Source organism: Catenibacterium sp. CAG:290 (assembly GCF_000437715.1).
Taxonomy (GTDB): Bacteria; Bacillota_I; Bacilli_A; order Erysipelotrichales; family Coprobacillaceae; genus Catenibacterium; species Catenibacterium mitsuoka_A.
On the sequence record NZ_FR898842.1, the window covers coordinates 1 to 15,947 of the forward strand.

The window sequence follows — 15,947 nt, forward strand, 5'->3', positions numbered from 1 at the left end:
AATTTAGGAAACCCCTAGTTATTTTAAATTACCAATGTTTTGTCTAGTGAACTACTACGACTTAATACTTCGTACTTAAAGTCGTAACTTTTAGGATGCTTACGCATCTATTTAAGAAGTATGATATTTAAGTCTCCACCTATAAGCTATATTAAAATGCTTAAGAGATATTAGACATACTCTACTATTCTAATAATTCTAAAACTCTTATTTGAATAATTTCTTCCAAATATTTGAGTCTTTTTCTAGGTAATCGATATTTATAATGACTTTCAAACTTGAAACCTATTAATTTTCTTAGTTTTTCCTTTTGTCTTTTTGTCATACGTGGTTTTACAAAAGCAATAAAATCTTGATATGTTGCAGGTAGTCTTGTTTGGATGTATTGATTAATATTTTTAAAATCATCATCCATGGCATAACAAAGAAGTGATAATCCATTATCAAAAATAGGCGCACATCCCACAATTTTATTTGATTTATTATCAATTAAAAAACCAAAGTTACCAAAATGACGATCTTCATTTAAAATAACTGCATCAAAAACAAGCATATCTAATAATTCTTGATAATAGCTTTCACCTAGCTTTTTGTAATAATCAATAACTGACTCTATTCCACCTGTTTTAATAATTCTTCCAACTGGAATATAAGATACATTTTCATTTGTGAAAAGTAAACATGTTGAACAAAGCTTCCCTTTCCATTTAGAAAGTCCATAATCTACATAATGTAAATCCATTGTTTTGGCAATTTGTGAAGCATAATATTCACTATAAGGTTCTAAGCCACTATTCGCAAATCCTTCTGTTCCTGATTTATAAAGAAGAATATTATTTTTTATTCTTCTCCATGATTTTGCTAGCATCCCATTTGTTGTAAATTCAGGCGATGATCTAAATGAAGTTCTTGTATAACTTCCATATCCTGTAAAAGCAATGGAAGCAATATTTGTATTAAAAGAATTATGATAAAGATTTTTATCTTTAAATAAGTCTTTACAATTTTCTTGCACAACCCAATAACTATCATTCAATGATAAGCCTTGACATATATCAATAATACCTTTTGTATCTTTTTCATTTAATCCTAATCGAGATAAAAAATTAGAAACATAGGCTCTATTTCTAGGAATCGTCCTTTTTTGAAGCCATTTTTTTAATCCTTCATTACTTAATTCTAAGTCTAACGGTAAAAGATATTGTAAATTTTGATTAACAGTATTAATCAAAACTTCTAATCCATCATTTGTATTTTTCATAGAAAAATACAATAAATCATTATCATAGTGTTTTAAAATATAATTCATGAAAAACACATCCTTTCAAAAAATAATTATCTAATAATTTCCATCAAACATAAATAATCTGCAATCTTTACTTTCATTACATCCATTTTACCTCATCTTTAAAGTAAAAAATAGCGATTTCTAGGTAGTGACACCCACATAAATCGCTATTTTTTGATTCTTTAAAATATCTTAAAAAATGTTGATTTCATCAGTTTTTTTGATGACATCCATTTTAAATCTTAATTTTGGTGGAGGCGGGGGGAATCGAACCCCCGTCCAAAAGCCGTTCCATATCAGGTGTCTACAGTTTATCTTATTGAATCAATTTAAGTATGTTACGATCAATAAGCAATCTTTCGCATACCGATTTCTAATTGATTTTCATGAATATAGTCAGAACATCCTATATCCCTTATCTTACAGGTTATGTTACAGACTCTAAAGGTGTAAGCGCAGATAGGTCTGCATTCGCAAGTCTATGTCGACTATTAAGCGAAAGCGTAATTTGTTCTGTTTCCAGATATTTGTTTGTGCATGTAACGTTTGCCAACGACTGCTGCCTGATTCAAACTGACCCCTGTCGAATCCAAGACGCCCCCCATTAATAAGCGCGTTTGAGAGCTTTCTCAATATCGCGCTTAGCATCTTTTTCTTTTAAATCATTACGCTTGTCATAAAGCTTCTTACCTTTTGCAAGAGCAATTTCTAGCTTTGCTTTTGAGGTATTGAAGTAAAGCTTTGTAGGAACGATTGTTAAACCATCCTCACGAACCTTCTTCTCTAGTTTACTAATTTCTTTCTTATGAAGCAATAGTTTTCTAATACGTCTAGGTTCATGATTAAAGATATTTCCATTTTCATAAGGGGCAATATACATATTCTCAATAAAAGCTTCATGGTCTTTAATTCTTACAAAACAGTCCTTAAGGTTAGCACTGCCTTTGCGAATAGACTTGATTTCAGTACCTTTTAATTCAATACCTGCTTCAAAAGTTTCTAGGATAAAATAATCATGATATGCTTTTTTGTTATTTGAGATGATTTTCATATATATTACCTTCTTGTACGGAATTTTCTTTTCTTCTTTCTATGACTTCCGGCTTTTACAAGCTCGAAGTCAATTGTCTTTTCTAGCTTATTTGCTTCAGTTACTCTGACCTTTACTGGATCACTCATCTTAAACATACGTCCTGTATGTTCACCGATAAGAATAAGATTCTTTTCATCATAAGCATAATAATCATCTGTTAAGGAAGTCATATGAACAAGACCTTCGATGGTATTAGGAAGTGATACAAAGAATCCAAAACTTGTAATAGAAGAAATATAACCATCAAATACCTCACCCACATGATGAGACATAAATTCAGCTTTCTTCATATCTTCGACTTCACGTTCAATATCAATCGCAATTCTTTCACGATTAGAAGACTGTTCAGCAAGTACTGGAATCATTTCTTCAAACTCATTCATTCTAGAATAATCATTCTTGAATAAGTAAGTTCTAATCAAACGATGTACCAATAAGTCTGGATAACGTCTAATAGGTGATGTGAAGTGTGTATAGAATTCATCCGCAAGACCGAAGTGTCCAAGACATTGAGCATCATAACGTGCTTTCTGCATTGATCTTAATAATAATGTAGAAATAATATCATGCTCAGGTGTTCCCTTAGATTCTTCAATCATACGTGCTAATTCATGAGGGTTGACCTTTTCAAGAGACCCATGAATAGTATAACCCAAAGGCTTCGCAATGGAAACAAATTGTTGTAACTTCTCTTTCTTAGGATACTCATGTATACGATAGATGAAAGGTACATCCATCCATTTAAAGTGTTCAGCCACTGTTTCATTAGCACATAACATGAACTCTTCAATAATATGATCACTCTCACCACGATTTCTTAAGACAACATCTACAGCACGTCCTTTATCATCTACAAGAACCTTTGCTTCATCTACATCAAAGTCAATCGCACCACGACGATCTCTCTTCTTTCTTAAGATAGCAGCTAATTCTTTCATATTAAAGAATAACTCAACAGCATCACTGTATTTCTTCTTTAGTCCTTTATGACCTGCAAGAATTGCATTCACATTATTGTATGTCATACGATGAGAACTTCTAATAACAGTAGGGTAGATATTATGATCTACAACCTGACCCTTATCATTGATTTCCATAATACAGCTAATTGCATAACGGTCCACACCTTCATTCAGTGAACAGATACCATTAGATAACTTATGAGGCAGCATAGGAATCACTCTATCTACAAGATAAATAGAAGTCCCTCTTCTAATGGCTTCCTTATTTAATTCAGTTCCTTCATTCACATAGAATGAAACATCCGCAATATGAACACCTAACTGATAATTCCCATTATCTAATTTCTTTAAAGAAATCGCATCATCTAAATCCTTGGCATCATCACCATCAATAGTTACAATCTGCCAATCTCTAATATCTAAACGATTAGGAATATCACTTGGATCAATAGACTGAGGAATAGACTCAATCTCATCATAGACTGCCTGTGGGAAATCAATATCTACATCATACTTATTCACAACAGATAAGATATCTACACCAGGATCATTCTTATGACCAATAATCTTAACAATATCACCCTTTAAATAAGGCTCGTACTTCTTAATCTCTACGACAACCTTATGTCCAGGCATAGCTCCATGTGCATGGGCTTCATCTACATAAATCCAATCAGTAAACTTAGGATCATCAGGCATGATGATGAGTTCTCTTCTACCTTTTCTGACTAATCCAACAAGTCGAGTCATACCACGTTTAATGATCTTTACAACACGTCCTTCAGGTTTTCCTCTATAGACAGTTGTTTCAATCATAACCTCATCCTGATCAAAAGCACCATTGAGGTTCTTACTATTAATATAGTATTCAGTCTCTTCATCAACTTTTACAAAACCAAATCCCTTTTTATTTAAACTCAAAACACCTTTTAAATAATGGAAATCATCTATTAAATGATAGTTATTATGATTATCTCTAATTACTTCACCATCTTCTTCTAATTTATTCATAAGCTTTACAAATGCGATATATTCTTCAGTAGAATCATAATGTAGTGCACTTGCTAGAGCATCTATTCTTCTATCTTTTAAGTCTTTATTCTTTAATAATTCTAAAACATCTTCTTTCATATATTCACCTCCAACAAAAGAAAAGAGGCACTCATAAGTGCCCCTTTATTATTATCCTGCCATTTTAATAAGAATTGCGATAACAAAGAATGCAATACCTAGTCCCACAGTAATACGTGTAAGAACTAAATCCACACCTCTTTCTTTTTGCTGGGCAAAAAGGTTAGAGCTCTGGCCAGTTAATGCATTAACAATACCATCAGTTTTTCCCGTTTGTAAAAGACACACAATAATTAGGGCTATAGAAACAATGATCAAAAGTACTTCTAACATTTTTCCTGCCTCCTTCTCTTTTAGACTTTTTCTACATTAGCGAATAAATAATATCATAAAAATATATTGATTACAACACCTTTATTCGTTCGCACCATTGTTGAAGTCAAGGGATACAATACTAAAACGGTTATTCTTTTCTATAAGAGTTACTTTAATATTAATTGTTTGATAGTTGTAGTAGAAATTCTTTTTATTAAATGTAATTTCTAATCCAACATCCGTATATTCATAATCCTCTAAACCACTTAATGTAACATCGGATGCTCTTGTATAGTTCACTTCATATGTTGTGACTTCATCAAGATTTGTTTTATTCGCAATCATATCATTCACATTTGCATAATAGCTAGATTTCGCAAACTCTTTAAAGTTATCTAAACGATCACTATAGAAATACTGCGCACCACCAATCTCATCTTTCTTCTTATTAGAGATAGTAAAGAAATCAATCGCAAATAATGCAGCAACATTCTGACATGTATTTCTCTTAGTATGAGATGCATTGATATCTTCATGTACTGATTTCATTAAAGAAGTAGGATGATTTGGCATCTCATAAGTAATGACTGGAGTATTAACGACAGGCTTCTTATCATTATGATTATGATAAACAAGGACGCCACTTACTGCAATCACAGCACATAAGAACCCAATAAGAATATATTTCACATGATGTCTTTTTGCTATCATTAAATATGTCTTAGATTCTTTGATCTTTGGTAAATCATCTCTTTTTAAGAATATATTGAGAATTGTAAGAATTGGTTTATATTTACGTGAAATCATATTGGTATATTCCACGAATATCTCAAATACAAGGAGTAATAATGCAAATAATAGAATAGATGCAGTTACACTATATATATGGATAAATGAACAGATAGAGAATAATGCAGTCGCGATATATAAAATAAGAACGCTCTTAGTCTGACCTAGTTCTAGTGAGAACATCAATTTATGATGTAAATGTCCTTTATCTGCTTCATCAAAGCGCTGATGATGTACTTTACGTCTAATAATCGCAATGAGTGTATCCATGATAGGTACTGCGAGTACTACAATAGGAGCCCCTAAAGTAAAGAATGTAGAGGTCTTAAAACCAAAACCTAATAAAGAAATCACAGATAACATGAAGCCAATAAATAAAGCCCCACAGTCACCCATAAATATTTTTGCGGGATGGAAGTTAAATACTAAAAATCCTCCAATGGATCCTGCAAGTAAGAGTGTTAATGAAGTGATATCTGTACGTCCATAATGGATAGAGATGAGTCCTGTAGTGATCAACACAATCATGGATATACCACCACATAAGCCATCTAATCCATCAATAAGGTTTACTGCATTGGTAATACCTACAATCCATCCTAGAGTGACTATTAAGGCAATAGAATAAGAAAGAATAGTAGGTATATAAGGAATAGTAAATCCCTTTAAAGATATACCACCATAAAATATGACTATAAGTGCTGCAGCGACCTGTCCAAGAACCTTCATCTTTGGAGGAAGGTCATGAATATCATCATATAAGCCAAACAAGAAAACAATCAAACCACCTATCAATATAGAGTTGATCTGATTATCTGTTTTAAGGAATACCATTGCCCCTATAAGGAATGCCACATAGATGGCATATCCACCTGTACGAGGAATAATACCGTGATGTACAGTTCTATTATTAGTATGAGCTATTATACCCATTCCTTTTGTGATTTTACCGATAAAAGGGGTTAGGATGACAGATATAATGAATGTCACACAGAACGCTAATATATTATTGAGTGTCATAGAAGCCCTCCTTATTATGCTCATTATATATCAAATAGAAAGCATGTGCAAAATAATGAAATTTAGCGCAATGCAAATAAACTATTGTATAATATAGATAGAGCGTATTTATACCATGTAAAATACATGTTGTTTTTGTTGGTATAAATGATATAATGTTATCGGAAAATAAAAATAGGAGGATTTATTATGCATCGCTTAGGAATTTCAGTTTATCCTGAAAAATCAACTCAGAAAGAAGTTTATGATTACTTAGAACTTGCTGCTAAGTATGGCTTCTCAAGAATCTTTACTTGTTTATTATCAGTGAATGATCCAAAAGAAAAGATCATGAAGGACTTTGGAGAATTCATGGATAAGGCACATTCTTTAGGGTATGTTGTTGCAGTAGATACTAACCCAGAAGTATTTAAACATTTAGGAGCTACTTATAGTGATTTAAAACCATTCCATGATATGGGTGTAGATATCATCCGTTTAGATGGTTCATTTGGTACTACAGGAGATATCCAGGTTACTAGAAACCCTTATAATATTCAGATTGAATTCAACGGTTCTATGGACCAGGGTGTTGAATTATTATTAGAACAGGGCGGAAACAAGGATCAGGTTATTATCTGTCATAACTTCTTCCCAGAAAGATATTCTGGTTTAGATTGGAACTATTTCGTTAACTTCAATGCTTATTGGAAATCATTAAATCTTCATACAGCTGCATTCGTATCAAGTAACCAGCCACATACACATGGTCCTTGGAATGTATTCTGTGGATTACCAACAGTAGAAATCTTAAGAGGTCTTCCAATTGATTTACAGGCTCGTTTAATGCTTGCAACTGGAGATGTTGATGATATTATCATTGGTAATGCTTATGCTTCAGAAGAAGAATTAAAAGCTTTATCAGAAGTTGATTACCAGAACATCTGCTTCAAGATTGATGAAGTAGAAGGTTTATCAGATGTAGAAAAGGAAATCATTTATGACTATTATCCACATTGGGACCGTTATGATCATTCTTCATTCTTCTTGCGTTCATCTGGAAGCAGAGTAAAGTATAAGAATGAAAGTATCCCACATCGTGAAACAGAACAGAAGATGTTCCATCGTGGTGATGTATTAATCGTTAATGATAATTTAGCTCATTATCGTGGTGAATTAGAAATCGCATTAAGAGATATTCCAAATGATGGTGAAAGAAACCTTTGTGGTCATGTAAAAGAAGAAGAAATGATGTTCTTAGACATGATTGAACCAGGTCACTATTTCAAGATTATTAAATAATAGTTGAGGCTATATGCATGATGCATATAGCCCTTTTAAATACCCTATATTAACACTTTTATTTAGAGATACAGTATATTTTCATATCTAGGAAATGTCTTTCACAAATAGGAAGAACAACATATTTTTTCTTATTTTGGATTAGAATAGAATCATAGGAGGGAAAAGAATATGAGTTTTCCAAAGAATTTTTTATGGGGTGGCGCTGTTGCTGCCAATCAATGTGAAGGAGCCTGGCTAGAAGATGGTAAGGAACCTAATGTGACTGATGTAATGGTGGGTATTGGTTCTAAGGATCCTGGTATTAAATGGAATGAAGAAACAAAGAAATATGAAATGTGCTTAGATCCTAATAAAGCATACTTAAGTCATGAAGCCATTGACTTCTATCATAGATATAAAGAAGACTTAAAGTTAATGTCTGGTATGGGCTTTAACTGCTTTAGAACATCTATTGCCTGGGGTAGAATCTTCCCTAATGGGGATGAAGAAACACCTAATGAAAAAGGTTTAACTTTCTATGATGATTTGATTGAAACAATGTTGGAACTTGGTATGGAACCAGTGATCACATTAAGTCATTATGAAACACCTCTACATCTTATTACTGAATATGGAGGATGGAGTAATCGTAAACTCATTGACTTCTGGAAACGCTATGTTACTACAGTGTTTAAGAGATATAAGGGTAAAGTAAAATACTGGCTTACTTTTAATGAGGTCAATAATATGATGATTAACCCACTAGTTGCTGGTGGAGTACTCACTATTGATAATCCAAAAGATCCAAGTGATCCTATTGGTTCAACAACTGAAAAAGATAAGTGGCTTGCTTACTATAATATCTGTGTAGCTAATGCTTGGACAGTTAAACTATGCCGTGAGATTGATAAAGATGCACAAGTAGGATGTATGTTAACATGTTCATCTGTTGCAACATATCCATATGACTGTAATCCTGATAATGTCTTTGGGGCATATAATACAGTAAGATTAAATAACTTCTATTTTGGTGATGTCTTCTGTTTAGGAGAAATTCCTGGTTATGTAAAACGTGTATGGAGAGAACATGACTGTGCACCTGAAATGAGAGAAGATGAATTACAGTTAATAAAAGAAAATACAGTCGCTTTCTTCTCATTTAGTTATTATCGTTCTAGTACATATGATCAGTCTGTTGGTATGGATGGTAATACAGGTGGATTAAAAGGACGTGCGAATCCATTTGTAAAGGAATGTTCACCAGAACCTTGGTGCTGGCCAGTTGATCCAAAAGGTATCCGTTATGTTATGAATATCTTATATGATCGTTATCATTTACCACTCTTTATTGTAGAAAATGGTATTGGATTAGATGAAAATCTAGATGAAACAGGACATATTCATGATGAATATAGAATGTATTACATCAAGGAACATTTAAAATATGTTCATGAAGCTATTTTAGATGGTGTTGAATGTATGGGTTACTTATATTGGGGACCTATTGATGTTGTTTCTGCAGGCACTGGAGAAATGAAGAAGCGTTATGGTTTTGTCTATGTTGATCGTTTTAATGATGGACATGGAACACTTGAAAGAAAACTAAAAGATTCTTATGAAGAATATAAAGAAATCATTGAAACAAATGGAGACTCTATTCTTCATTCTTAAGATTAGTATTACTGAACTGGCGTGATTCTGTTAATTGCGCCAGTTTTTCTTATAAGATTTTTCTCTTATTATTGAGTACTTCTGGTAATAGGTGTTCATTTGTATAGGTTCTTGCATCTACACCAAGTCTTCTAAACTTACTGAATAACTTAGCTTTTTTGCGATACGTATAAGAGTAGAAGGAGTCGTATCTGTTTGAACTGCAATACAAGTTGTTGAGTAGTTTTCTATCATATGTATCGCAAGAAATGCTGATTTTATATATAATGAGTATCGGAGGTTGATTTTACATGAATATAAATGAAGGAGCAAGAATAGTTGTGGAAGACTGGCTCCATCTTACAAAAGATAATTTAGTATATTTTGTGACAGATGAAACAAAACTTAAAGAAGCAGATGCCTTCTTAAAAGCATGTGATCATATAGGTGCTAGATGTAAGGTTGTCCAGTTAAAGTCACATGAAATACAAAATGGTAAAAGTATAGATGATTTAAAATGGGAAATGGCTAAAGCAGATGCGATAGTAGGTGCAACGAATTATTCATTTATTACAACAGATGCTGTGAACTATGCACTTTCACGTGGCGCACAGTTCTTATCCATGCCCATGTCTACAAATAATGGTGAATCATTATTTGAACAGGAATTCTTAAAAATGGATCCTGATGAAGCCACAATGCTTGGAATGCCGATGTTCTGGGAATTACGTGATGCAAAAACAATACATGTCACGACTAAACGTGGTACAGACCTCACCTTTGATATCAGAGATCGTTTTCCAGGTATCTTCCATGGTTCATTATGGGAAGTAGGAAAATGTTCTTCTTCAAGCTTTGAAATCTATATACCACCAGTTGAATATTATACAAATGGGACACTAATATTAGATGGATCAATGGGATATATAGGAATAGTGGATAAACCTGTAGAAATAAAAATAGAGAATGGTTATATCACTTATATCGAAGACACAGAAGATGGACGTAAACTGAAAGAATACTTAGAATCATTTGATGATTTAGAAATGTATTGTGCCGCAGAATTTGGAATAGGTTTAAATACAATATCTAAGTGTCGTGGAGCCAGCTATATTGAAGATGAGTCTGCTTTTGGCACATTCCATATTGGTTTTGGTAGAAATCTTGCTTTAGGAGGCAGTCATAATGCGCGTGGACATTTTGACTTAGTGACACATAATCCAACTATTATTGTAGATGATAAAGTTATCATGAAAGATGGACATGCCAAGGCTATCCAGCCGATTGAATGGGGAGTATTATAGTGCTCCTCTTTTCATTTGCTCAAATATCGTAAAATGTAAGGACACTCAATTTGTATTTTGATGAAATATTGTCTTTATCAATTTGCATATAGCGACATTTATTGGTATAATTATTTTATCATATTACGAAGAAAGAGGAAAAACATATGAATGATGCTATTAAACTTATCGGTATCGTAATTGTCGTTATTGGGTTTGTAATGAAATTCGATACTCTTGCAACAGTTGTTGTTGCTGGTTTAGTAACAGGTTTAATCAGTGGTATGTCTATCATGGACATTTTAAATACACTAGGTACAGCCTTTTTAAAAAACCGTACAGCAACTTTATTTATTTTAACTTTACCAGTTGTAGGTCTATGTGAACGTATGGGTTTACGTGATAAAGCGGTAGACTTGATTAAGGGTATTAAGAACGCTACTACAGGTCGCTTATTAGTGATCTGGGAAGGTGTGCGTACTGTTGCGTCTGCATTCTCATTAAGAATTGGTGGTCATCCACAGTTCATCCGTCCATTAATCAATCCAATGGCTCAGGCTGCTGCGATTGCGAAATATGGTGATATTGATGAAGATACAGAAGATCAGATCAAAGGTATGGCTGCAGCTACTGAAAACTATGGTAACTTCTTTGCGCAGAACTGTTTCATGGGTGCTTCAGGAACATTACTTATTGTTTCAACTTTAAACGAATTATTTACGTCACATGGTGTGAACCAGGTTGTTACTGCTAACCAGATTGCATTATGGTCTATTCCAATTGCAGTTATTTCTGTTTTTGTTGGTGGAGCTTATGCTTTATGGTTCGATAAGAAACTTAATAAGAAATATGGAAAAGGAGGCAAATAACAATGTTACAAATTGAATGGAATACAGCCACTATTATCGCAGAAGTATTCTACTGCGTCATTGGTGCAATCTTTGCTGCAACAGGGTTTAATGCCTTAACTAACAAAGACTGTGAAAAGCCAGTAACTACTGCCATTTTCTGGTTCTTAATTGCTGTTACATTTATGGTTGGACCATATATTCCAACTTGGATTACTGGTTTAATCGTTGTTCTTCTTGCTGTATTATCTGGTTTAGGTTTAGTAAAACCAGCTGCAAGACATATCCCAACTGCTAAGGAAACTCGTGATAATGCAGACAAATACGGATATAAATCATTTATCCCACCAGTATGCTTAGCTCTTGTTGCCGTATTAGTTGCAACTTTCTTACCAAATCTTGGTGCAAACAATGCGATTGGTATTAGTGCTGCTGCTGCATTAATCGTTGCATATATTATCTTTAAACCAAAACTATCTACACCTTTCAAAGATGGTGTTAGATTAAATGATAATGTTGGCTCTACAGGTATCTTACCTCAGGTATTATCTGCATTAGGTTCATTATTTACTGCAGCTGGTGTAGGTGCTGTTATCGCTGCTGGCGTAGGTGCACTTATCCCTGAAGGAAATCACTTAATTGCGGTTATCTTCTATTGTGTAGGTATGGCATTATTTACAATGATCATGGGTAATGGTTTCGCTGCTTTCGCTGTTATTACAGTAGGTATCGGTTATCCATTCTTAATTGCACAGGGCGCAAATGCTATTGTTGTTGGTGCTTTAGGTTTAACTGCAGGTTACTGTGGTACATTAATGACTCCTATGGCTGCAAACTTCAATATCATGCCTGCTGCATTGCTGGAAACTAAGAATAAATACAGAATTATTATGACTCAGGTTCCAGTTGCATTAATTATGTTAGTAATTCATATTATCTTAATGTACGTTTTAGCATTCTAAGGAGGCTTTTAAATGAAATTATTATTAACAGGTTTCGACCCATTTGGTGGCGAACCAATCAATCCTGCCTGGGAAGCTGTTAAAAGAGTTTCTGATCAGGTAGGAGATGTAGAAGTTGTAAAACTTATGGTTCCTACAGTATTCTACAAATCTATCGATACAGTAGCTGCTGCAATTGAAAAAGAAAAACCAGATGCTGTATTATGTATTGGACAGGCTGGGGGACGTTTTGATTTAACCCCAGAACGTGTCGCAATCAATATCAATGATGCACGTATTCCTGATAATGAAGGAAATCAGCCTTTAGATGGTCCAGTATTCGAAGATGGAGAAACTGCTTATTTCGCTACATTACCAATTAAGGCAATGGCTGAAGAAATTCGTAAAGCAGGTGTTCCTGCAAGTGTTTCTAATACTGCTGGTACTTATGTATGTAACCATTTAATGTATGGTGTACTTTATACACTTGCAAATAAATATCCAGATGTTCGTGGTGGGTTCATGCATGTTCCATTCATCACTAGCCAGGTTATTAACCGTAAGCCAATTGCTCCATCATTAAGTCTTGAACAGATTGTGACTGGTATTGAAGCAGCTGTAAAAGCTATTGGTGAAAACCAGGAAGATATCAAGACTGCTGAAGGTCAGACTCACTAAACTCTGTATTTAATACAGAGTTTTTTTCTTACCCTTAAACCTTACAATCAATGATTGATTAATAAGGAGATGGGATAAGTATTTGTTAATAGTGCCTTGCACTACTGGTTCCACCATGGCGAAATCTATGTATTTGAAAGGTGCCGAAGATTGAGTGAAAATATTGCTTTGTTGCAAAAATAAATCTACTGATACGATAAAATTACGCTATGTTAATATGTGTTGCTTGTGCAACGCAACTATTTAGGATATATATAGAGTGAACAAATGAAAGGAGGTAGCCATAAAATGTTAAGCAAGAATTTGAAAATATTTAGAAAACGAAAAGGCCTAACGCAAGAAAACGTTGCAGAAGCCTTGAACGTTGTGAGGCAAACTATATCGAAGTGGGAAAAGGGAATATCAGTTCCAGATGCCGACATGTTAATAAAATTGGCAGAAATATTAGATGTGTCTGTGAGCGAACTAATAGGATCAGATGTTACCGATGAGAAAAATGAAGATATGATAGCAGTTGAACTGGCGAGAGTGGTAGAACAGTTGGCAAGTAGAAATCGTCGTTCAAAAAAAATTTTAAAATGCGTTTTGATTTTTCTTATCATATTGTTGCTTTTTTTTGTTTTCTTATGCGTAATTAATTTTGCTGCTATGTAGTATTTTAAATTAGGAGGTTCTTATAAAAAGAATAGTAGCGTTAATTTTAATGATGGCTTTAAGTCTATCGTGGGTGTGAATGTATTACTATCTTGAGCGTTACAGCTCTTTTTTTGATTACAATGAAAGCCTTTACAAAAAAATAATTAGAAGTGTAATATATATATGAAAGGGAATGATAATATGATTGAATTAAAGGACATTTGTATAGAATATGATAGGGTTATTCTTGATCATGCCTCTATTTCTATTCCTGCACATTCTATTACTCTTATAAGAGGGAAGAGTGGTTCAGGTAAGACAGCTCTTCTCTATTGTATTGCGCTTATGGATACAAAAAGCAAGTATCAATACTATTATGATCATCATCTCATAGAAGAAAAAGATAGAAATAATATAAGGAAAGAATGTATCAGCTATGTATTACAGGAAAATGATTTATTGGCTCATCTAGATGTCAGAGGAACATTACAGTATTTTGCACATATTTATAATAAACATTTATCTGATAAAGATATACAGGATTATCTTGATAAGATGCATCTTGATGTGACTTTGAATCAGAATGTCATGACGCTATCTTTAGGGGAAAGACAGAGACTTTCTATCGCAACAGCGCTTGTAAGTAATCCACAAGTGCTTGTCTTAGATGAACCGACCGCTTCACTTGATTATGAGAATGAGATAGAAATCTATAATATATTAAAAGAATTAAGTGCGCATATGACCATTGTGTTGGCTTCTCATTCAGAAGAGGCTATAAATTATGCAGATATCATCTATACACTAGAAGATAGAAGACTGACATCTGATGGTTCTGTGATTCAAGAAGATATATGTGGAAAGGGTGTTATCTCTCAGGTTGATCATAAGTTCTATAAAGAGTATGTAAAGGACTATGTGAAACATTATAGGTTCATGTATGTTTTGATGATGATGGTATTTATTTTGTCTCTTGTATCTGGACAGATGATTCTTGGTATTATTCATCATTCAAAGGATCAAGGAATGCAGATGTTGATAGGACAATTAGAAAATAAGGCTATTATTACCAAAGATAAGCATAGTTATGTGGATCAAGATTATTCTCATTTCATAAAAATAGATGACAAGAATACGTTTCCTCTATATAAAATATATACACAAATAGAAGGAGAAGATGTCTATCTTGTGCCTTATTTCAAGGATGATGATCTTTCTAAATATATAGATAGAAATATTCAAGAAACAAAGACAGGAATTTATATGGATAATGAGAGTTATTATCTGTTGAATCAGGGATTATCTAATAATAGAGTGAATTTAGATCTCTATATAACTGATCAAAATGGTATGCATCAGACAACTCATATATTTGATATCAATGGTGTATTTAGAAATAATAAAAAGGTTCATTATGTATCAAAGAGTCAGAGATATATTTATGTTCCGTATGCAATTCTTCAGGATATCTATAAACAATCAGGATGTACACCACGTTATATAGGTTATATTATTAAGACTAATACCTTTGACGAATTGAATGAATTGATAGACTATTATGAATCAAAGGGATATAGAATTAATGATTCATTTACTGACAGAGAGGCTATGAATAGTCTTGATTCTTACTATAAGAATATGATGTTTACATTTGCGGGTGTGATTCTACTTATTAGTGTACTTATTGATATTGTATTGGAATCTCATCTTCTTATGCAAAGAAAAAAAGAACTTGTACTTCTTTTGATATCAGGATTATTAAAAAAGGATTTACAAAGAATATCCATGATAGAAACATTGGGAAGTATATCTATAGTTGTAGTGAGTTCTACCCTTATTTCTTTTGTCATGTCTTGTATACTAGGTACTTTTGATATAATAACACTTTCTAGTATGACAGTTTTATTCATAGCTATCTTTTTGATAGAAAGAATGGTTCTTCAAAACAAATTCATTAATAAACTGAATATAGTGGATGAATTGAGAAGTGAGGTGCATTAAGATGATTGAAATCAAAAATTTAAATATATCATTTGGTGATAAAGTAATCTTAAACAATGCATCATTTCATACTTCTCCAGGTGTATTGACTATTATTAGGGGAAAGAGT

Annotated in this window: 13 protein-coding genes and 1 other RNA gene; 8 read left to right on the forward strand and 6 right to left on the reverse strand. The window is 33.1% G+C overall.

Annotation, left to right across the window (positions count from 1 at the left end; all coding sequences use genetic code 11):
* Nucleotides 1–184: 184 nt before the first annotated feature.
* The 6 genes from QVO42_RS07330 to QVO42_RS07355 all read right to left on the reverse strand — a co-directional run bounded on the left by QVO42_RS07330 (nt 185) and on the right by QVO42_RS07355 (nt 6,538).
* Nucleotides 185–1,309 carry a HipA domain-containing protein gene (locus QVO42_RS07330; protein ID WP_022425482.1) on the reverse strand — a complete coding sequence of 375 codons (1,125 nt, stop codon included), beginning with the start codon at nt 1,307–1,309 and terminating at the stop codon, nt 185–187.
* Between the two features lie 228 nt (nt 1,310–1,537).
* Nucleotides 1,538–1,890: a transfer-messenger RNA gene (gene ssrA / locus QVO42_RS07335) on the reverse strand.
* 2 nt (nt 1,891–1,892) lie between these two features.
* Nucleotides 1,893–2,339, reverse strand: coding sequence for an SsrA-binding protein SmpB (gene smpB / locus QVO42_RS07340; RefSeq protein ID WP_006504861.1), 447 nt, complete (start codon nt 2,337–2,339; stop codon nt 1,893–1,895).
* 5 nt (nt 2,340–2,344) lie between these two features.
* Nucleotides 2,345–4,474, reverse strand: a complete 2,130-nt coding sequence (gene rnr / locus QVO42_RS07345; RefSeq protein ID WP_022425483.1) for a ribonuclease R — start codon at nt 4,472–4,474, stop codon at nt 2,345–2,347.
* Between the two features lie 51 nt (nt 4,475–4,525).
* The gene (secG, locus tag QVO42_RS07350; protein ID WP_006504859.1) at nt 4,526–4,747 is read right to left on the reverse strand and encodes a preprotein translocase subunit SecG; all 222 of its coding nucleotides are present in this window, start codon (nt 4,745–4,747) and stop codon (nt 4,526–4,528) included.
* A gap of 81 nt (nt 4,748–4,828) precedes the next feature.
* A complete protein-coding gene (locus QVO42_RS07355; protein WP_022425484.1) occupies nt 4,829–6,538 on the reverse strand; it encodes an MraY family glycosyltransferase in 1,710 nt (569 codons plus the stop codon).
* 189 nt (nt 6,539–6,727) lie between these two features.
* Between QVO42_RS07355 and QVO42_RS07360 the strand changes: the two genes are divergently transcribed.
* From QVO42_RS07360 to QVO42_RS07395, 8 genes are all read left to right on the forward strand, one after another.
* Nucleotides 6,728–7,819, forward strand: a complete 1,092-nt coding sequence (locus tag QVO42_RS07360) for a DUF871 domain-containing protein (RefSeq protein WP_006504857.1) — start codon at nt 6,728–6,730, stop codon at nt 7,817–7,819.
* A 171-nt stretch (nt 7,820–7,990) separates the two neighbouring features.
* Nucleotides 7,991–9,472 carry a glycoside hydrolase family 1 protein gene (locus tag QVO42_RS07365; protein ID WP_022425485.1) on the forward strand — a complete coding sequence of 494 codons (1,482 nt, stop codon included), beginning with the start codon at nt 7,991–7,993 and terminating at the stop codon, nt 9,470–9,472.
* Between the two features lie 290 nt (nt 9,473–9,762).
* Nucleotides 9,763–10,755, forward strand: coding sequence for a 2,5-dihydroxypyridine 5,6-dioxygenase NicX family protein (locus QVO42_RS07370; RefSeq protein WP_022425486.1), 993 nt, complete (start codon nt 9,763–9,765; stop codon nt 10,753–10,755).
* A 146-nt stretch (nt 10,756–10,901) separates the two neighbouring features.
* The gene (locus QVO42_RS07375; RefSeq protein WP_022425487.1) at nt 10,902–11,603 is read left to right on the forward strand and encodes a DUF969 domain-containing protein; all 702 of its coding nucleotides are present in this window, start codon (nt 10,902–10,904) and stop codon (nt 11,601–11,603) included.
* A gap of 2 nt (nt 11,604–11,605) precedes the next feature.
* A complete protein-coding gene (locus tag QVO42_RS07380; protein WP_006505553.1) occupies nt 11,606–12,544 on the forward strand; it encodes a DUF979 domain-containing protein in 939 nt (312 codons plus the stop codon).
* A 12-nt stretch (nt 12,545–12,556) separates the two neighbouring features.
* Nucleotides 12,557–13,201, forward strand: coding sequence for a pyroglutamyl-peptidase I (pcp, locus tag QVO42_RS07385; RefSeq protein WP_022425488.1), 645 nt, complete (start codon nt 12,557–12,559; stop codon nt 13,199–13,201).
* A gap of 288 nt (nt 13,202–13,489) precedes the next feature.
* Nucleotides 13,490–13,855, forward strand: a complete 366-nt coding sequence (locus QVO42_RS07390; RefSeq protein WP_022425489.1) for a helix-turn-helix domain-containing protein — start codon at nt 13,490–13,492, stop codon at nt 13,853–13,855.
* 183 nt (nt 13,856–14,038) lie between these two features.
* The gene (locus QVO42_RS07395) at nt 14,039–15,838 is read left to right on the forward strand and encodes an ATP-binding cassette domain-containing protein (protein ID WP_288164067.1); all 1,800 of its coding nucleotides are present in this window, start codon (nt 14,039–14,041) and stop codon (nt 15,836–15,838) included.
* Nucleotides 15,839–15,947: the final 109 nt, after the last annotated feature.